We start from the raw sequence: 19,356 nt of genomic DNA on the forward strand, positions 1-19,356 counted from the left end.
TCATGGATATCAAACGCACGATCCTGATCGTCGCCCTGGCAATCGTGGCCTACGTTATGGTCCTTAAATGGAACCAGGACTACGGTCAGGCTGCCCTGCCGACTCAGAATGTTGCTTCCAGTACGACTACATCCGGTTTGCCGGACACCGCCACTGGCAATAATGCTGCCGCCAGTGACGATATTCCGCGCGCCGCTAGCGATACCAGCGCACCTGCCGAAACGCCGGTAGCCGCCAGCAAGGATCTGATCCAGATCAAAACCGACGTGCTCGATCTCGCGATCGATCCACAAGGTGGTGATGTTGCTCAACTGACCTTGCCTCTGTATCCACGTCGTCAGGATCGTCCTGATGTTCCGTTCCAGCTGTTCGATAACGGCGGCGAACGTGTTTATCTGGCCCAAAGCGGTCTGATCGGCACCAACGGCCCGGACGCAAATCCGGCCGGTCGTCCGATCTACTCCTCGGAGAAGAAGACTTATCAACTGGCTGACGGTCAGGACCAACTGGTCGTAGACCTGAAGTTCAGCAAGGACGGCGTCAATTACATCAAGCGTTTCACCCTGAAACGCGGCCTGTATGATGTAGCCGTTTCCTACATTGTGGATAACCAGAGCGCTCAGCCCTGGAACGGCGCAATGTTTGCTCAGTTGAAGCGTGATAACAGCGCTGACCCTTCGTCCACCACTGCTACTGGCACCGCGACTTACCTGGGCGCTGCCCTGTGGACAAGTTCGGAGCCGTACAAGAAAGTGTCCATGAAGGACATGGACAAGGCGCAGTTGAAAGAAACCGTCACCGGTGGTTGGGTAGCCTGGCTGCAACACTACTTCGTGACCGCGTGGATTCCGGCGAAGGGCGAAAACAACGTCGTTCAGACCCGTAAAGACAGCAAAGGCAACTACATCATCGGTTACACCGGTCCAACACTGACCGCTGCACCAGGTGCCAAAGTTGAAACCAGCGCTGTGCTGTATGCCGGTCCGAAAAGCCAGGCTGTGCTGAAAGAGTTGTCCCCAGGTCTGGAACTGACCGTCGACTACGGCATTCTGTGGTTCATTGCCCAGCCAATCTTCTGGTTGCTGCAACACATCCACGCGATCGTTGGTAACTGGGGCTGGTCGATCATTTTCCTGACCATGCTGATCAAGGGTCTGTTCTTCCCTCTGTCGGCTGCCAGCTACAAATCGATGGCGCGCATGCGTGCCGTTGCACCGAAACTGGCTGCTTTGAAAGAACAACATGGCGATGACCGGCAGAAAATGTCGCAAGCCATGATGGAGCTGTACAAGAAAGAGAAGATCAATCCGCTGGGTGGTTGCTTGCCAATCCTCGTGCAGATGCCGGTTTTCCTTTCTCTGTACTGGGTTCTGCTGGAAAGCGTGGAAATGCGCCAGGCGCCGTTCATGCTGTGGATCACGGACCTGTCGATCAAGGATCCGTTCTTCATTCTGCCGATCATCATGGGCGCAACCATGTTTATCCAGCAGCAACTGAACCCGACTCCTCCGGATCCGATGCAGGCGAAGGTCATGAAAATGATGCCAATCATCTTCACCTTCTTCTTCCTGTGGTTCCCGGCGGGTCTGGTGCTGTACTGGGTTGTGAACAACTGCCTGTCCATCACCCAACAGTGGTACATCACACGTAAGATCGAACGGGCTACCAAAGCAGCCGCTTGATTTACACTGTGGATAACCACTCAAAACGCCCCCTAGTGGGGCGTTTTGCTATCTGTCATTTCTGTCTGGATTCCGGTTAATGAGCGTACCTCGTGAAACCATCGCCGCTGTCGCCACCGCTCAAGGTCGTGGTGGTGTGGGCATCGTCCGTATTTCCGGGCCGTTGGCCAGCGTGGCGGCAAAAGCCATCAGCGGCCGCGAACTGAAACCGCGTTACGCCCATTACGGCCCGTTTTTCACTGACGACAAACAGGTGCTCGACGAAGGTCTGGCGCTGTATTTTCCCGGGCCGAACTCGTTCACCGGTGAAGACGTTCTGGAACTGCAGGGCCATGGCGGCCCGATCGTTCTGGACATGTTGCTCAAGCGCTGCCTGGAACTGGGCTGCCGTCTGGCGCGCCCGGGGGAATTCAGCGAACGCGCCTTCCTCAATGACAAACTCGACCTGGCGCAAGCCGAGGCGATTGCCGATTTGATCGAAGCCAGTTCTGCACAGGCTGCACGTAATGCGCTGCGTTCTCTGCAGGGCGCGTTCTCGCAACGTGTGCATAACTTGACCGAACAGCTGATCGGCCTGCGCATCTACGTCGAAGCCGCCATCGACTTCCCGGAAGAAGAAATCGACTTCCTCGCCGATGGCCATGTGCTGAGCATGCTCGACAAAGTGCGCGATGAATTATCCACAGTGCTGCGCGAAGCCGGGCAGGGCGCGTTGCTGCGCGATGGAATGACCGTGGTGATTGCCGGTAGGCCGAATGCTGGCAAGTCGAGCTTGTTGAATGCGTTGGCAGGACGGGAAGCGGCAATCGTTACCGAGATCGCCGGCACCACTCGCGACATCCTCCGTGAACATATCCACATCGACGGCATGCCGTTGCACGTTGTCGATACCGCTGGCCTGCGTGATACCGATGATCATGTGGAAAAGATCGGGGTTGAACGGGCATTGAAAGCCATTGGTGAAGCCGACCGAGTGTTGTTAGTGGTCGATGCGACCGCGCCGGAAGCGCTGGATCCGTTTGCCCTGTGGCCGGAATTCCTCGAAACCCGGCCGGATCCGGCCAAAGTCACCTTGATCCGCAACAAAGCCGATCTAACTGGCGAGGCCATTGTTCTGGAAACCAGTGAAGACGGGCACGTGACCATCAGTCTCAGCGCCAAGTCGGCCGGTGAAGGTCTGGACCTGTTACGCGACCATCTCAAGGCCTGCATGGGTTACGAGCAAACCTCGGAAAGTAGTTTCAGCGCACGCCGCCGGCATCTGGAGGCTCTGCGCCACGCCAGTGCGGCACTGGAACACGGCCGCGCCCAGCTGACCTTGGCTGGCGCCGGAGAGTTACTGGCGGAGGATTTGCGCCAGGCTCAGCATTCTCTCGGCGAAATAACCGGGGCTTTCAGCTCTGATGATCTGTTGGGACGAATTTTTTCCAGTTTCTGTATCGGCAAATGAAAAAAGGGGCTGTGGACAATTTATCCACAGCCCCTTTTTCGTTTTACCAGTTGTAGGAAACCGTACCGAGCAGGGTGCGATCCTCACCCCAGTAGCAACGACCCGCGTCGTTGCAACCCGACACATATTCCTTGTCGAACAGGTTCTTCGCATTCAGGTCGACGCTCCAGTGCGTATCGATCTGATAACCGATGGCCGCATCCACCAAGGTGACGTCGCCGGCATCCAGCTTTCCATAGAGAGAAGGCGAGGTGTAAGCGAAGGCACTGTCGAAATAACGCACACCGCCACCCACATACAAACCTTTCAGATCGCCATCGAGGAAGCGGTATTTCGCCCAGACCGAAGCCTGATTACGCGGCACGCCGGTCATTTGATGGCCTTTGACCAATGAAGTCGCGGCATCCTTGGTGATTCGCGCGTCGGTGTAGGTATAAGCCGCAGTCAAGTTGAGGTTCTGCGTCAGGTTGCTGTTGAGTTCCAGTTCCACGCCCTTGGAACGACTTTCACCCACTTGGCGATAGCTCGATGTAGTGGCGTCGAAGTAGGTGTCGTCCTTTTTGCGCAGGTCGTACACCGACGCCGTGAACGCGGTGTCCCAGCCGATCGGTTCGTACTTCAGGCCCACTTCATATTGGCTGCTGGTGATGGGGTCGAGTGGCGCGCCGGCATTGGAGATCTGCTGTACCGGCACGAACGAGGTGGAATAGCTGACATACGGCGTCATGCCGTTGTCGAACTGGTACATCACCCCGCCCTGATAGGTGAATTTCTTATCCTCGGAGCTGATGTCGCTCGACTGAGCGACCTTGTCGCGAAAATCACTGTCGACCCAATCCTGACGGCCACCGAGCAGGAACAGCCAGTGGTCGTACTTGCTCTGGATCTGTGCATAAACCCCTTTCATCTGCTGTTCGAGTAAAGTGTTTTGCACCGCAATCGGCGTGGTCGGGTCGCGCAGGTAAACCGGGTTATACATATCAATCGGCCCGACGATGCCGGCGTTCCAGTCCTGATTGAAGGAAGTGCGATCGTAGCTGGCGCCAAACAGCACGGTGTTCTCCAGACCACCGACCTGGAATTTGCCTTCCAGTTGGTTATCCAGCGAGTACACCATCGATTTGTTGAAGCGATCGTACGCCGTCATGTTCAGGCGTGTGCCAAACCCGGCGTTGTTGAGGTTTCCCGGCCAGGTCTCGTGGCGGGTAATGCGCGACTGCATGTAGCGCGAATTCTGGCGGAACTGCCAGTCGTCGTTGAACGAGTGGCTAAATTCGTAGCCGGTACTCCAGGTTTCCCGTTCGAAGGTGTTCCAGTCCGGGTCGCCGAGCATGGTGCCTTTGGATAACTTGCCGTTGGGGTTTGTCAGCAAAGTGCCGGCGGCCGGTAGGCCAAGTTCCATGTTGGTGTGATCCTTCTGGTAGTTGGCCAGCAGGGTCAGCGTGTTGTAATCGTCGAAATTCAGGGTCAGCGATGGCGCGATGTAGATACGGTCATCCGGTACGTGGTCGGTCTGGGTGTCGGACTTGCGTCCAAGCATCACCACGCGCCCGAGCACGTTGCCGCTGTCATTGAGCGGGCCGGAGACATCGACGCCGATCTGCCGGCGATTGTTCGATCCATAACCCAATTGCACTTCGCCCTGCGGTGCTGCAGTCGGGCGTTTGCTGACCAGATTGACCAGACCGCCGGGTGCGTTTTCCCCATACAGCAGAGAAGATGGGCCGCGGAAAATCTCTACCCGCTCAAGTCCGTACGGCTCGGTGCTGGTGTCATAGCGGTTGCCCTGTACGCGTAGTCCATCGCGCAACAGACCGTAGCCATAATCGGTGGCGTTGAAACCGCGAATATAGAACAGGTCTCCGGCCAGGCTGTCGCCGGCGGCGAACGGTGGGGCAAAGATCCCCGGCACGTAGCCGAGCACCTCGGTGAGTGTCTGAGATTTCTGATCTTTCATGCGCTGGGCGGTGACGACTGACACCGAACGCGGCGTTTCCGACAAAGGCGTACTGGTTTTCGTACCTATTCGACTGTTCTGCGCCTTGTAACCGACGTCGGCGGCGTAATCCAGATTCATCGGGTTGGCCAACTGACCATTGATGTTGGTCGGAGCCAGCTCCAGCGAATCACCGTTCGGCAGCGCCTGCAGAATGTAACTGCCCGGCGCTTGGGGTACGGCTTGCAAACCCGAGCCTTGCAGCAGTTGGGCGAATCCCTGGTCGACGGTGAAATTGCCGTTCAACCCGGCACTGCGCAAGCGGCTGGTTTGTTGCGGCGAGAATGACAGGATCACGTTTGCGGCCGAGGCGAACTGGCTCAATGCATTGTCCAGCGGGCCGGCGGCGATGGCATAACGCTGGGCTGCCGATGCAGCAACGGCGTTATGGCTGACCACCAGGCAGGAAGCGGCACTGGTCATTAGGAGGCTGTAAGCAATGCAGTGGTAGGAAAAACGCTGACGAAACGTGGGAAGACGCATGTGTGGATAAGCCCTGAAGGTGGCAAAGAGCCGCGTTTATCGCGATTACCTGTAGGGCCGGGTCAGGGCAAAAAAAGATAACCCTGTTGTCGATTTATTTTGCCCAAGTGACATTTCGGTCAAGCGTTGTGGCTGATCGAAACCCAGTAACGGCTGAAGTAGCGCACGTTGATCGGCAGTGATGCCTGAAGATTGGCCAGGACAGCGTCGGTTGAATTGAGGCGGAATGTCCCGGAAACCCGCAACTCCCGGGCACGCGCGTCGCAATGCAAAATCCCGCTGCGATAACGGCCCAATTCTTCAATCACATCGCCCAAGCGCGCATCGAGGACGATCAATTGGCCGTTGATCCACGCCACTTCGGAGGATTTGAATGGATGAATGAGCCCTATGTGCTGACGATCAAAATCAGCGCCTTCGCCTGCCTGCAAGATTTTTGCGGTCGTTGAAGTATCACCGGGCTGAACACTGACCCGGTCTTCCAGCACTCCAACTCGGGTAGAACTCGATAGCTGGTGAACGGAGAAACGAGTGCCGAGTGCTTGAATCCGGCCATCCCGGGTTTCGACGAAAAAGGGCCGTTGATCACCCAGCTTTCCGGTTTGAATGAGGATCTCGCCGGAGCGCAGGCGAATCAGCCGCTGCGCCGGGTCGAAAGACACATCAATCGCAGTGTCGGTGTTGAGTTGAATCTGGCTGCCATCCGCCAATGTGATATTGCGACGCTGGCCAACGCCGGTTTTATAGTCGGCCCAGACATTTCCCAAGGAAGTGTGTTGCTGAACATTCCAGCCAACGAACCCCGTGCCCGCCGCGAGCAGCAACAGTTTCAGCACTTGGCGGCGTTGCTGACCGGTATTTAATGCGCGACGTTTCAGATCCTGCGGCAGGGTGCCGAGATGGCGCTGCAATTGTTCCATCTGGTTCCACGCCGCCAGATGCGCCGGGTCGCTATCTATCCACAACTGCCAGGCCTTTTGTTCGGCGAGCGTTGGCGGATCAGCCTGAAACTGCACATACCAACTGGCGGCTGCTTCGAAGATCTGGCGATTGGGGGCGATGGCCATCAACGTTGCGCCATGATCAGGGCACATTCCGTCAGCGCGCGGATCATGTGCTTCTTCACCGTGGTCAGCGAAACCTTCAGCTGCAGAGCAATCTGTTGATAAGTCAGGCCATCGATCTGCGAGAGCATGAAGATCTGTTGGCTTCTGGCGCCAAGGCCGGCTAAAGCTTTATCCACAGCGACCAGGGTTTCGATGATCAGCGCCTTGTCTTCCTCGCTGATGGCGGTGGCTTCCGGTCGAGCCGCGAGGGTCTGCAAATACGCGGCTTCGATAGCCTGTCTTCTATAACGGTCAATCACCAGACCGCGTGCAATGGTCGCCAGATAATCACGTGGATCACGAATCTGCGCGGCATTACGCGCCGCCAGAATCCGCACAAACGTGTCATGCGCCACATCCGCCGCATCGCAGGCGTCATGCAATTTGCCCTTGAGCCAGCCATGTAGCCACGAATGGTGTTGCTCGTAGATTCGCTCGATCGCAGCAGTGTGGGCGGGTAGGGACATGGGGAAAACTGACGAGTTAATGATAATGCCTATTATTAGCCCCTGTTACGTTCTCTCACAATAGCCCGCGCACTTCCCTCCATCGGCTTCTTTATCGCCAGCGAACCCTCGCTGGTGTTTTTTTTGCACTCTGAAAAAGGCGTTTTATGGTTTTTCTGTGGATTAAGCCCTGTGAATAACTGCCACTAAGGGCAGTTGATAACAGGGCCTGAAAACTGGATATAAACCCCTCTGTGGATAACCACCCCTTTCATCCACAGGCTTAAACCGGTTATCCAAGGCCCTCATTGGCACATGAACACAGGGTTTTGAATCTCTGTACACATTGAAAACAAAGGCCTGTAGAGATCTATCCACAGAAAGTAGGCTCAGTAGAAATAAACATAAAAACAAAGGTTTTATAAATTTCTCTCTTTTTTATTCTTTTAACCTCGAGTTCTCCACAGCTGGTTAAATTTTGTGCAAAGGGTTCTTTAGGAAGGGCGAAGTCCCTATACTTGTCGACCAGGTTCAAAAACCTGATCTCAAACTATTCCTGAATTACCTACTTAAGCAGGCACGAGGTGCGTGGTGGATTTCCCTTCCCGTTTTGAAGTGATCGTCATCGGCGGCGGTCATGCCGGTACCGAGGCAGCACTGGCCTCAGCACGTATGGGGGCAAAAACCCTGTTGCTGACGCATAACGTGGAAACCCTCGGTGCCATGAGTTGCAACCCGGCCATCGGTGGCATTGGCAAAAGCCATCTGGTCAAGGAAATCGATGCCCTCGGCGGCGCGATGGCCACAGCTACCGACTTGGGCGGCATCCAGTTTCGTGTGTTGAACAGCCGCAAAGGTCCAGCTGTACGGGCGACCCGTGCGCAAGCTGACCGGATTCTGTACAAGGCCGCTGTCCGCGAAATTCTGGAAAACCAGCCCAACCTGTGGATATTTCAACAGGCTGCTGACGACCTGATCGTCGAGCAGGAACAAGTCCGCGGTGTTGTCACGCAAATGGGTCTGCGGTTCTTCGCCGATTCCGTGGTGTTGACCACCGGTACGTTCCTCGGCGGACTTATCCACATTGGTTTGCAGAATTTTTCCGGCGGTCGCGCCGGTGATCCACCGTCGATCGCCCTGGCACACCGTCTGCGTGAAATGCCACTGCGTGTCGGGCGCCTGAAAACCGGCACACCGCCGCGTATTGATGGCAAATCTGTGGATTTCTCGGTGATGACCGAGCAACCGGGCGATACGCCGATCCCGGTGATGTCGTTCATGGGCAACAAAGAACAGCATCCACGCCAAGTCAGCTGCTGGATTACCCACACCAACGCCCGCACCCACGAAATCATTGCCGCGAACCTCGATCGTTCGCCGATGTATTCCGCTGCCGGTGAAATCGAAGGCATCGGCCCGCGCTATTGCCCGTCGATCGAAGACAAGATCCACCGCTTTGCCGACAAGGAAAGCCATCAGGTGTTTATCGAACCGGAAGGTTTGACCACCCATGAGCTGTATCCGAACGGGATATCCACAAGCTTGCCGTTCGACGTGCAATTGCAGATCGTGCAATCGATTCGCGGCATGGAAAACGCACACATCGTGCGTCCGGGTTACGCGATCGAGTACGACTACTTCGATCCGCGCGATCTGAAGTACAGCCTCGAGACCAAAGTCATCGGCGGTCTGTTCTTCGCCGGGCAAATCAACGGCACCACCGGTTACGAAGAAGCCGGCGCCCAAGGTTTGCTCGCTGGTGCGAACGCGGCACTGCGTGCCAAGGGCAAAGAAGCCTGGTGCCCGCGTCGCGATGAAGCCTACATCGGCGTTTTGGTCGACGACCTGATCACCCTCGGTACCCAAGAGCCGTACCGCATGTTCACTTCCCGTGCCGAATACCGCCTGATCCTGCGCGAGGACAACGCCGACCTGCGTTTGACCGAAAAAGGTCGCGAGCTCGGTTTGGTCGATGACGCGCGTTGGGCGGCCTTCTGCAAGAAGCGCGAAAGCATCGAACTCGAAGAGCAGCGCCTGAAAAGCACCTGGGTTCGCCCGAACACGCAGCAGGGCGATGCGATTGCCGAGAAATTCGGCACGCCGCTGACCCACGAATACAACTTGCTCAACCTCTTGAGCCGTCCGGAAATCGACTACGCTGGTCTGGTCGAAGTGACCGGCAACGGCGCCGAAGATCCACAGGTTGCCGAGCAGGTTGAAATCAAGACCAAATACGCCGGTTACATCGACCGTCAACAGGACGAAATCGCCCGTCTGCGCGCCAGTGAAGACACGAAATTGCCTGTGGATATCGATTACACCAACATTTCCGGTCTCTCCAAGGAGATCCAGAGCAAGCTCGGCGCGACTCGACCAGAGACGCTGGGCCAGGCTTCGCGGATCCCGGGTGTGACCCCGGCAGCGATTTCGCTGTTGATGATTCATTTGAAAAAACGCGGCGCGGGCCGTCAGTTGGAGCAAAGCGCTTGAGTTCTAAGGTCACTTCGCAACACGCCGAAGAGTTATCCACAGGAGCCCGCGAGCTCGGTGTCAACCTCACTGAAACCCAGCACGAATTGCTGCTGGGTTATCTGGCCCTGTTGATCAAATGGAACCAGGCCTACAACCTGACCGCTGTGCGCGATCCGGACGAAATGGTTTCGCGCCACTTGCTCGATAGTCTCAGCGTGATGTCGTTCATCGAAAACGGTCGCTGGCTCGACGTCGGCAGCGGCGGCGGCATGCCGGGGATCCCGTTGGCGATCCTGTATCCGGACTCGCAAGTGACCTGTCTGGACAGCAATGGCAAGAAGACCCGCTTCCTGACTCAGGTCAAACTCGAACTCAAACTGCATAACCTGCAAGTTATCCACAGTCGTGTCGAAGCTTTCCAGCCTGCAGAGCCGTTCAACGGGATCATTTCCCGGGCGTTCAGCAGCATGGAGAACTTCACCAACTGGACTCGCCACCTCGGCGATGCCGATACACGCTGGCTGGCAATGAAGGGCGTTCATCCGGCCGATGAGCTGGTAGCATTGCCGGCAGACTTCAAACTCGATAGCGAACACGCCCTGGCCGTACCCGGTTGCCAAGGCCAACGCCATCTGCTGATACTGCGCCGCACGGCATGATTGGGAACACAAGCAAGAATGGCTAAGGTATTCGCGATAGCGAACCAAAAGGGTGGTGTGGGCAAGACCACCACCTGCATCAACCTCGCAGCATCCCTGGTCGCGACCAAGCGCCGGGTGCTGTTGATCGATCTCGATCCACAGGGCAACGCCACCATGGGTAGCGGTGTGGATAAACACGGCCTGGAAAACTCGGTCTACGACCTGCTGATCGGCGAATGCGATCTGGCCCAGGCCATGCACTATTCCGAGCATGGCGGTTATCAACTGCTGCCGGCCAACCGCGATCTGACGGCGGCTGAAGTGGTGCTGCTGGAAATGCAGATGAAGGAAAGTCGTCTGCGCAGCGCGCTGGCGCCGATCCGTGAAAATTACGATTACATTTTGATCGACTGCCCACCGTCGCTGTCGATGCTGACGCTGAACGCACTGGTCGCTGCTGACGGGGTAATTATCCCCATGCAGTGCGAGTACTTTGCGCTCGAAGGTCTGAGCGACCTTGTGGATAACATCAAGCGCATCGCCGAACTGCTCAATCCGAACCTGAAAGTCGAAGGTTTGCTGCGCACCATGTACGACCCGCGCCTGAGCCTGATGAACGACGTTTCGGCGCAGCTCAAGGAACACTTCGGCGATCAGCTTTACGATACGGTGATCCCGCGCAACATCCGTCTGGCCGAAGCGCCAAGCTACGGCATGCCGGCGCTGGCTTACGACAAGCAATCGCGCGGCGCCCTGGCTTACCTGGCCCTGGCCGGCGAGATGGTTCGTCGTCAGCGCAAAAATTCACGCATCGCCGCCGCTCAGGCAACTTAAGGAATCCCCATGGCCGTCAAGAAACGAGGTCTCGGACGTGGACTGGATGCACTGCTGAGTGGTCCGACTGTCAGCGCGCTGGAAGAACAAGCCGCGCAAGCTGACACCCGTGAGCTGCAGCACCTGCCGCTGGATCTGCTCCAGCGCGGCAAATACCAGCCGCGTCGGGACATGGATCCGCAAGCGCTGGAAGAGCTGGCGCTGTCGATCAAGGCACAAGGCGTGATGCAGCCGATCGTGGTGCGCCCGATTGGCGGAGGCCGTTTTGAAATCATCGCCGGTGAACGTCGCTGGCGCGCGAGCCAGCAAGCCGGGCAGGAAACCATTCCGGCGATGGTGCGCGACGTACCCGATGAAACCGCGATCGCCATTGCGCTGATCGAGAACATCCAGCGCGAAGACCTCAATCCGATCGAAGAAGCGGTGGCCTTGCAGCGTTTGCAGCAGGAATTCCAGCTGACTCAACAGCAGGTTGCCGAGGCTGTGGGTAAATCCCGCGTCACTGTGGCTAACCTGTTGCGACTTATTGCGCTGCCGGAAGTCATCAAGACCATGCTGTCCCACGGCGACCTGGAAATGGGCCATGCCCGTGCTTTACTCGGGTTGCCCGAGAATCAGCAGGTTGAAGGGGCGCGACATGTTGTCGCACGCGGTCTGACCGTGCGCCAAACTGAAGCACTGGTTCGCCAGTGGTTGAGTGGTAAACCGGAGCCTGTGGAAGCCAGCAAACCCGACCCGGATATCGCCCGTCTCGAACAGCGTCTGGCCGAGCGCCTAGGCTCTGCGGTGCAGATTCGCCACGGCAAGAAGGGAAAGGGTCAGTTGGTGATCGGTTATAACTCGCTCGATGAGCTTCAAGGTGTGCTCGCACACATCCGCTGAAACATTTCCTCATGTAGCGCGCAGTCGGAAATCACTACCTGACAGTTGAATAGGGGCAGAACCGCCCCTATACTCTGCGCGCATTTTGTCGGCACAAATTATGCCAAGTTATTGAATTCTGGCAGCCGACCATTGGAGAGCAATAGTGATGGAAACCCGCAAGCCAAACCGCCTGCCGTTCCATCGCCTGGCAGTTTTTCCGGTGTTAATGGCTCAATTTGTCATTTTGCTGATTGCCGCTTTGGCGCTCTGGCAATGGCACGGAGTCGTTGCCGGATACTCGGGACTTTGCGGAGGCCTGATAGCCTTGCTGCCCAATGTTTATTTCGCTCACAAGGCATTTCGGTTTTCCGGCGCCCGAGCAGCCCAGTCCATCGTCCGGTCTTTTTATGCCGGCGAGGCAGGCAAACTGATTTTGACAGCAGTGCTTTTTGCGCTGGTGTTTGCAGGTGTGAAGCCACTGGCGCCGATAGCTGTATTCGGCGTGTTCGTGCTGACTCAGTCGGTCAGCTGGTTCGCTCCCCTGCTGATGAGAACAAGACTTTCGAGACCTTAGGGCGTTTGAGGCAACCATGGCAGAAACAACCGCTTCGGGCTATATCCAGCACCACTTGCAGAACCTGACCTTCGGTCAGCTACCTAACGGCGGCTGGGGCTTTGCCCATACCGCAGCAGAAGCCAAGGAAATGGGCTTCTGGGCTTTCCACGTCGATACTCTCGGCTGGTCGGTCGCGTTGGGTCTGATCTTCGTTTTTCTTTTCCGCATGGCGGCAAAGAAGGCGACTTCGGGTCAACCGGGTGCTTTGCAGAACTTCGTTGAAGTATTGGTCGAATTCGTCGATGGCAGCGTGAAAGACAGCTTCCATGGCCGTAGCCCGGTGATTGCACCGCTGGCACTGACCATCTTCGTCTGGGTGTTCCTGATGAACGCCGTCGACCTGATCCCGGTCGACTGGATTCCTCAGCTGGCCATCCTGATCACCGGTGATCACCACATCCCGTTCCGCGCCGTGTCGACCACCGACCCGAACGCGACCCTGGGCATGGCGTTGTCGGTTTTCGCACTGATCATTTTCTACAGCATCAAGGTCAAGGGCATCGGCGGCTTCATCGGCGAATTGACCCTGCACCCGTTCGGCAGCAAGAACATCTTTGTTCAGGCCCTGCTGATCCCGGTGAACTTCCTGCTGGAATTCGTGACCCTGATCGCTAAACCGATCTCTCTGGCTCTGCGTCTGTTCGGCAACATGTATGCCGGTGAGCTGGTGTTCATTCTGATCGCTGTGATGTTCGGCAGCGGTCTGCTCTGGCTGAGCGGCCTGGGCGTTGTTCTGCAGTGGGCTTGGGCTGTGTTCCACATCCTGATCATCACCCTGCAGGCGTTCATCTTCATGATGCTGACCATCGTCTACCTGTCGATGGCGCACGAAGAAAACCATTAAGACCAGTCTCGACTAGTCTGATGTCCTTCCCGGTCAAACGGGAAGGGGCTCTTCACAGGGCACCTGAAACGATTTGTTTTACCGCTTTAATCTAAAAAACCTAAACCATACGACGTAAAAGTCGGGAGGAAAGATGGAAACTGTAGTTGGTCTAACCGCTATCGCTGTTGCACTGTTGATCGGCCTGGGCGCACTGGGTACCGCAATTGGTTTCGGCCTGCTGGGCGGCAAGTTCCTGGAAGGCGCAGCGCGTCAGCCAGAAATGGTTCCAATGCTGCAAGTTAAAATGTTCATCGTTGCCGGTCTGCTCGACGCCGTAACCATGATCGGTGTTGGTATCGCTCTGTTCTTCACCTTTGCGAACCCGTTCGTTGGTCAGATCGCTGGCTAATTACCCGGATTCTTCCGAGTAATTTGATGTGATGGACAACGTAACTGCGAGGTGTTGGCGTGAACATTAATGCGACCCTGATTGGCCAGTCCGTTGCGTTCCTGATTTTTGTACTGTTCTGCATGAAGTATGTATGGCCTCCGGTCATCACTGCCCTGCACGAACGTCAAAAGAAGATCGCTGATGGTCTGGACGCTGCCAGCCGAGCAGCTCGCGACCTGGAGTTGGCCCAAGAAAAAGCGGGTCAGCAACTGCGCGAAGCGAAAGCTCAGGCAGCTGAAATCATCGAGCAAGCCAAGAAACGCGGTAACCAGATTGTCGAAGAGGCCGTTGAAAAGGCCCGTGTCGACGCTGACCGTGTGAAGGTTCAGGCTCAAGCCGAGATCGAACAGGAACTGAACAGTGTCAAAGACAAGCTGCGCGCCCAAGTGGGTATGCTGGCTGTCGGCGGCGCCGAGAAGATCCTGGGTGCCACAATCGATCAAAACGCGCACGCAGAGCTGGTTAACCAACTGGCTGCTGAAATCTAAGCGAGGGCGATCATGGCAGAACTGACCACGTTGGCCCGACCTTACGCTAAGGCGGCCTTCGAGCACGCTCAGGCCCACCAGCAACTGGCCAATTGGTCAGCCATGCTCGGCCTGGCTGCAGCGGTGTCACAAGATGACACCATGCAGCGCGTGCTCAAGGCCCCGCGACTGACGAGCGCAGAAAAGGCCGCCACGTTTATTGACGTGTGCGGCGACAAGTTTGATGCCAAGGCACAGAACTTCATCAATGTCGTTGCCGAAAACGACCGTCTCCCGCTTCTGCCGGAGATTGCCGCTCTTTTCGACCTGTACAAGGCCGAACAAGAGAAGTCGGTAGACGTTGAAGTGACCAGTGCTTTCGCATTGAACCAAGAACAGCAAGACAAACTCGCCAAGGTTCTCAGTGCACGACTCAACCGGGAAGTGCGCCTGCAAGTTGCGGAGGATGCTGCCCTAATAGGTGGTGTCGTTATCCGCGCCGGCGACCTGGTTATCGATGGCTCGATTCGCGGCAAAATCGCGAAACTTGCCGAAGCATTGAAATCTTGAGTTTGAAGGGGCAGCAGAGCAATGCAGCAACTCAATCCTTCCGAAATAAGTGAAATTATCAAGGGCCGCATCGACAAGCTCGATGTGACCTCCCAAGCCCGTAACCAAGGCACTGTCGTCAGCGTATCTGACGGCATCGTGCGGATTCACGGTCTGGCCGACGTCATGTACGGCGAGATGATCGAGTTTCCGGGCGGCGTCTACGGTATGGCCCTCAACCTGGAGCAAGACTCCGTAGGTGCCGTTGTATTGGGCGCTTACCAGTCTCTGGCTGAAGGCATGAGCGCCAAGTGCACCGGCCGCATCCTCGAAGTTCCTGTTGGTAAGGAACTGCTGGGTCGCGTAGTCGACGCACTGGGTAACCCTGTTGACGGCAAAGGTCCACTGGGCAACACCGAGACCGACGCGGTCGAGAAAGTTGCTCCGGGCGTGATCTGGCGTAAGTCGGTAGACCAGCCTGTACAGACTGGCTACAAGGCTGTCGATGCCATGATCCCTGTCGGCCGTGGCCAGCGTGAGCTGATCATCGGTGACCGTCAGATCGGTAAAACCGCTCTGGCGATCGACGCGATCATCAACCAGAAAGACAGCGGCATTTTCTGCGTCTACGTAGCTATTGGTCAGAAACAATCGACCATCGCCAACGTGGTTCGCAAGCTGGAAGAAAACGGCGCCCTGGCCAACACGATCATCGTGGCTGCCAGTGCTTCGGAATCTCCTGCGCTGCAATTCCTGGCACCGTACTCCGGTTGCACCATGGGTGAATTCTTCCGCGACCGCGGTGAAGACGCGCTGATCGTTTATGACGATCTGTCCAAGCAAGCAGTGGCTTACCGCCAGATTTCCCTGCTGCTGCGCCGTCCACCAGGCCGTGAAGCTTACCCAGGCGACGTGTTCTATCTCCACTCCCGTCTGCTGGAGCGCGCATCCCGCGTTTCGGAAGAATACGTAGAGAAGTTCACCAACGGCGCAGTGACCGGCAAAACCGGTTCGCTGACCGCACTGCCGATCATCGAAACCCAGGCTGGCGACGTTTCCGCGTTCGTTCCGACCAACGTGATTTCCATCACCGACGGTCAGATCTTCCTGGAATCGGCCATGTTCAACTCGGGCATCCGCCCTGCAGTGAACGCCGGTGTTTCGGTATCCCGTGTGGGTGGTGCCGCTCAGACCAAGATCATCAAGAAGCTCTCCGGTGGTATCCGTACCGCTCTGGCTCAGTACCGTGAACTGGCAGCATTCGCCCAGTTCGCTTCTGACCTGGACGAAGCGACCCGTAAGCAACTTGAGCATGGTCAGCGCGTTACCGAGCTGATGAAGCAGAAGCAATACGCACCAATGTCGATCGCTGACATGGCGCTGTCGCTGTATGCCGCTGAGCGTGGGTTCCTGACTGACGTTGAAATCGCCAAGATCGGCAGCTTCGAACAAGCGCTGATCGCTTTCTTCAACCGCGATCACGCCGATTTGATGGCCAAGATCAACGTTAAAGGTGACTTCAATGACGAAATCGACGCTGGCATGAAAGCCGGTATCGAGAAGTTCAAGGCCACCCAAACCTGGTAAGCCGCAGCGGGAGCCGCGAGGCTCCCGCTTGCTAACCTGATAGGTGTTACATGGCAGGCGCAAAAGAGATTCGCAGTAAGATTGCGAGCATCAAAAGCACGCAAAAGATTACCAGCGCCATGGAAAAAGTGGCGGTCAGCAAAATGCGCAAGGCACAAATGCGCATGGCTGCTAGCCGTCCTTATGCGGAGCGTATCCGCCAGGTTATTGGGCATCTGGCCAACGCCAACCCGGAATACCGCCACCCGTTCATGATCGATCGCGCCATCAAGCGTGTCGGTTATGTCGTCGTGAGCAGTGACCGTGGTCTGTGCGGCGGCTTGAACACCAACCTGTTCAAGGCCCTGGTCAAGGACATGGCGGTAAACCGCGAAAACGGCGTCGAGATTGATCTGTGTGTCGTTGGTAGCAAGGGTGCGGCCTTTTTCCGTAACTTCGGCGGTAACGTCGTTGCAGCTATCAGCCACCTGGGTGAAGAGCCGTCGATCAATGATCTGATCGGCAGCGTCAAGGTGATGCTGGATGCCTACCTGGACGGCCGTATTGACCGCCTGTCCGTGGTGTCCAACAAGTTCATCAACACCATGACGCAACAGCCTACCGTGGAGCAGTTGATTCCACTGGTGGCCACCCCGGATCAGGATCTCAAGCACCACTGGGACTATCTCTACGAACCGGATGCCAAAGAGCTGCTTGACGGCTTGATGGTCCGCTACGTTGAGTCGCAGGTCTACCAGGCGGTGGTCGAGAACAACGCGGCTGAACAAGCTGCGCGGATGATCGCGATGAAGAACGCTACCGACAACGCCGGTGATTTGATCAGCGATTTGCAGCTGATCTACAACAAGGCGCGTCAGGCTGCGATCACCCAAGAGATCTCGGAAATCGTCGGCGGCGCTGCCGCGGTTTAACGGTTCAAATATTCAGAGGATCCAGCTATGAGTAGCGGACGTATCGTTCAAATCATCGGCGCCGTTATCGACGTGGAATTTCCACGCGACAGCGTACCGAGCATCTACAACGCTTTGAAAGTAATAAGCGATGCCGGCACCACTCTGGAAGTTCAGCAACAGCTGGGCGACGGCGTGGTTCGTACCATTGCGATGGGTTCCACCGAGGGCTTGAAGCGCGGTCTGGAAGTTACCGATTCTGGCGCAGCCATTTCCGTACCGGTCGGTAAAGCGACCCTGGGCCGGATCATGGACGTCCTCGGTAACCCGATCGACGAAGCTGGCCCGATCGACACCGAAGAGCGTTGGGGCATTCACCGTCCAGCGCCTTCGTTCGCTGAACAGGCAGGCGGCAACGACCTGCTGGAAACCGGCATCAAGGTTATCGACCTGGTTTGCCCGTTTGCCAAAGGCGGTAAAGTCGGTCTGTTCGGTGGTGCCGGTGTAGGCAAAACCGTAAACATGATGGAACTGATCCGTAACATCGCCATCGAGCACAGCGGTTATTCCGTGTTCGCCGGTGTGGGTGAGCGTACTCGTGAGGGTAACGACTTCTACCACGAGATGAAGGACTCCAACGTTCTGGACAAAGTGGCACTGGTTTACGGTCAGATGAACGAGCCGCCGGGTAACCGTCTGCGCGTAGCACTGACCGGCCTGACCATGGCCGAGAAGTTCCGTGACGAAGGTAACGACGTTCTGCTGTTCGTCGACAACATCTATCGTTACACCCTGGCCGGTACTGAAGTATCCGCACTGCTGGGCCGTATGCCTTCGGCAGTAGGTTACCAGCCGACCCTGGCTGAAGAGATGGGCGTTCTGCAAGAACGTATCACTTCGACCAAGGAAGGTTCGATCACTTCGATCCAAGCGGTATACGTACCTGCGGATGACTTGACCGACCCGTCGCCAGCGACCACCTTCGCCCACTTGGACGCCACCGTCGTTCTGTCCCGTGACATCGCTTCCCTGGGTATCTACCCAGCGGTAGATCCACTGGATTCGACTTCGCGCCAGCTGGACCCGAACGTAATCGGCCAGGACCACTACGACACCGCTCGCGGCGTTCAGTACGTTCTGCAACGTTACAAAGAGCTGAAGGACATCATCGCGATCCTGGGTATGGACGAGCTGTCGGAAGCCGACAAGCAGTTGGTAAACCGTGCTCGTAAGATCCAGCGCTTCTTGTCGCAGCCGTTCTTCGTGGCTGAAGTCTTCACCGGTGCTTCGGGTAAATACGTTTCCCTGAAAGACACCATTGCTGGCTTCAAAGGCATCCTCAACGGTGACTACGACCACCTGCCAGAACAAGCGTTCTACATGGTTGGCGGCATCGAAGAAGCGATCGAGAAAGCCAAGAAACTGTAATCCCGGCGCCCGGCAACGGGCGCTAATTTAGGTTGAGGCAATCAGATGGCTATGACAGTCCATTGCGATATCGTCAGCGCGGAAGGGGAAATCTTTTCCGGCCTGGTCGAGATGGTGATTGCGCACGGTGCACTGGGTGATCTTGGTATCGCTCTGGGTCACGCGCCGCTGATCACTAATCTGAAGCCAGGTCCTATCCGCCTGATCAAGCAAGGCGGGGAACCCGAGGTGTTTTACATCTCCGGTGGTTTCCTCGAGGTTCAGCCGAACATGGTCAAGGTGCTTGCCGATACCGTGCAACGTGCCGCCGATCTGGATGAAGCTCAGGCTCAAGCAGCTCTCAAGGCTGCCGAGAATGCCTTGCACGAAAAAGGCGCGGATTTCGACTATAGCGCTGCATCAGCACGTCTGGCCGAGGCTGCAGCTCAGCTGCGCACCGTCCAGCAGATCCGCAAGAAGTTTGGCGGTTAATCCGTCAGCCGCTTGTTGTGCGATTGATAAAAAAGGGTAGCCTCGGCTACCCTTTTTTCTTTTCCGATTTTTACAACCCGGTCGCAGTTGCTGACCA

Annotated in this window: 18 protein-coding genes; 15 read left to right on the forward strand and 3 right to left on the reverse strand. The window is 56.6% G+C overall.

Annotated elements, in window-relative coordinates; genetic code table 11:
- Positions 1-2 precede the first annotated feature (2 nt).
- On the forward strand, positions 3-1,682 hold the full coding sequence (yidC, locus tag PMI37_RS20245) for a membrane protein insertase YidC (RefSeq protein WP_008084390.1): 1,680 nt from the start codon (positions 3-5) through the stop codon (positions 1,680-1,682).
- A 79-nt stretch (positions 1,683-1,761) separates the two neighbouring features.
- Positions 1,762-3,132 (forward strand): tRNA uridine-5-carboxymethylaminomethyl(34) synthesis GTPase MnmE, encoded by a 1,371-nt coding sequence (gene mnmE, locus PMI37_RS20250; RefSeq protein ID WP_008084392.1) that lies wholly within the window; start codon positions 1,762-1,764, stop codon positions 3,130-3,132.
- Positions 3,133-3,175: 43 nt separating this feature from the next.
- On the opposite strand, the gene PMI37_RS20255 is transcribed toward mnmE, so the two are convergent.
- The 3 genes from PMI37_RS20255 to PMI37_RS20265 all read right to left on the reverse strand — a co-directional run bounded on the left by PMI37_RS20255 (position 3,176) and on the right by PMI37_RS20265 (position 7,184).
- Positions 3,176-5,611: a TonB-dependent siderophore receptor gene (locus tag PMI37_RS20255; protein WP_008084394.1), complete on the reverse strand. Its 2,436-nt coding sequence runs from the start codon at positions 5,609-5,611 to the stop codon at positions 3,176-3,178.
- Between the two features lie 119 nt (positions 5,612-5,730).
- Positions 5,731-6,678 carry a FecR domain-containing protein gene (locus tag PMI37_RS20260; protein ID WP_008084396.1) on the reverse strand — a complete coding sequence of 316 codons (948 nt, stop codon included), beginning with the start codon at positions 6,676-6,678 and terminating at the stop codon, positions 5,731-5,733.
- Positions 6,678-7,184: a sigma-70 family RNA polymerase sigma factor gene (locus PMI37_RS20265; RefSeq protein WP_008084399.1), complete on the reverse strand. Its 507-nt coding sequence runs from the start codon at positions 7,182-7,184 to the stop codon at positions 6,678-6,680. Before PMI37_RS20265 ends, PMI37_RS20260 begins: the two co-directional genes overlap by 1 nt.
- 570 nt (positions 7,185-7,754) lie before the next feature.
- On the opposite strand from PMI37_RS20265, the gene mnmG reads away from it, so the two are divergent.
- The 13 genes from mnmG (at position 7,755) to PMI37_RS20330 (ending at position 19,259) form a co-directional block, all read left to right on the forward strand.
- Positions 7,755-9,653, forward strand: coding sequence for a tRNA uridine-5-carboxymethylaminomethyl(34) synthesis enzyme MnmG (gene mnmG / locus PMI37_RS20270; RefSeq protein ID WP_008084400.1), 1,899 nt, complete (start codon positions 7,755-7,757; stop codon positions 9,651-9,653).
- Positions 9,650-10,294 carry a 16S rRNA (guanine(527)-N(7))-methyltransferase RsmG gene (rsmG, locus tag PMI37_RS20275; RefSeq protein ID WP_008084403.1) on the forward strand — a complete coding sequence of 215 codons (645 nt, stop codon included), beginning with the start codon at positions 9,650-9,652 and terminating at the stop codon, positions 10,292-10,294. The genes mnmG and rsmG overlap by 4 nt, the downstream gene beginning before the upstream one ends.
- 18 nt (positions 10,295-10,312) lie before the next feature.
- On the forward strand, positions 10,313-11,110 hold the full coding sequence (locus PMI37_RS20280) for a ParA family protein (RefSeq protein WP_008084406.1): 798 nt from the start codon (positions 10,313-10,315) through the stop codon (positions 11,108-11,110).
- 9 nt (positions 11,111-11,119) lie between these two features.
- Positions 11,120-11,992 carry a ParB/RepB/Spo0J family partition protein gene (locus PMI37_RS20285; RefSeq protein ID WP_008084408.1) on the forward strand — a complete coding sequence of 291 codons (873 nt, stop codon included), beginning with the start codon at positions 11,120-11,122 and terminating at the stop codon, positions 11,990-11,992.
- Positions 11,993-12,140: 148 nt separating this feature from the next.
- Positions 12,141-12,548, forward strand: a complete 408-nt coding sequence (locus tag PMI37_RS20290) for a F0F1 ATP synthase subunit I (protein WP_008084411.1) — start codon at positions 12,141-12,143, stop codon at positions 12,546-12,548.
- Between the two features lie 16 nt (positions 12,549-12,564).
- Positions 12,565-13,434 carry a F0F1 ATP synthase subunit A gene (gene atpB, locus PMI37_RS20295; RefSeq protein ID WP_008084413.1) on the forward strand — a complete coding sequence of 290 codons (870 nt, stop codon included), beginning with the start codon at positions 12,565-12,567 and terminating at the stop codon, positions 13,432-13,434.
- A 133-nt stretch (positions 13,435-13,567) separates the two neighbouring features.
- The gene (gene atpE, locus PMI37_RS20300; protein ID WP_003097235.1) at positions 13,568-13,825 is read left to right on the forward strand and encodes a F0F1 ATP synthase subunit C; all 258 of its coding nucleotides are present in this window, start codon (positions 13,568-13,570) and stop codon (positions 13,823-13,825) included.
- A 59-nt stretch (positions 13,826-13,884) separates the two neighbouring features.
- Entirely contained in the window at positions 13,885-14,355 is a 471-nt protein-coding gene (locus tag PMI37_RS20305; protein ID WP_008084415.1) for a F0F1 ATP synthase subunit B, read from the forward strand.
- A 12-nt stretch (positions 14,356-14,367) separates the two neighbouring features.
- A complete protein-coding gene (locus PMI37_RS20310; protein ID WP_007911956.1) occupies positions 14,368-14,904 on the forward strand; it encodes a F0F1 ATP synthase subunit delta in 537 nt (178 codons plus the stop codon).
- Positions 14,905-14,925: 21 nt separating this feature from the next.
- A complete protein-coding gene (atpA, locus tag PMI37_RS20315) occupies positions 14,926-16,470 on the forward strand; it encodes a F0F1 ATP synthase subunit alpha (protein ID WP_008084417.1) in 1,545 nt (514 codons plus the stop codon).
- Between the two features lie 50 nt (positions 16,471-16,520).
- Positions 16,521-17,381: a F0F1 ATP synthase subunit gamma gene (gene atpG, locus PMI37_RS20320; RefSeq protein WP_008084419.1), complete on the forward strand. Its 861-nt coding sequence runs from the start codon at positions 16,521-16,523 to the stop codon at positions 17,379-17,381.
- 27 nt (positions 17,382-17,408) lie between these two features.
- Positions 17,409-18,788 carry a F0F1 ATP synthase subunit beta gene (gene atpD / locus PMI37_RS20325; RefSeq protein WP_008084423.1) on the forward strand — a complete coding sequence of 460 codons (1,380 nt, stop codon included), beginning with the start codon at positions 17,409-17,411 and terminating at the stop codon, positions 18,786-18,788.
- Between the two features lie 45 nt (positions 18,789-18,833).
- On the forward strand, positions 18,834-19,259 hold the full coding sequence (locus tag PMI37_RS20330) for a F0F1 ATP synthase subunit epsilon (RefSeq protein WP_008084424.1): 426 nt from the start codon (positions 18,834-18,836) through the stop codon (positions 19,257-19,259).
- Positions 19,260-19,356 lie beyond the last annotated feature (97 nt).

It is taken from the genome of Pseudomonas sp. GM80 (genome assembly GCF_000282515.1).
GTDB lineage: Bacteria > Pseudomonadota > Gammaproteobacteria > Pseudomonadales > Pseudomonadaceae > Aquipseudomonas.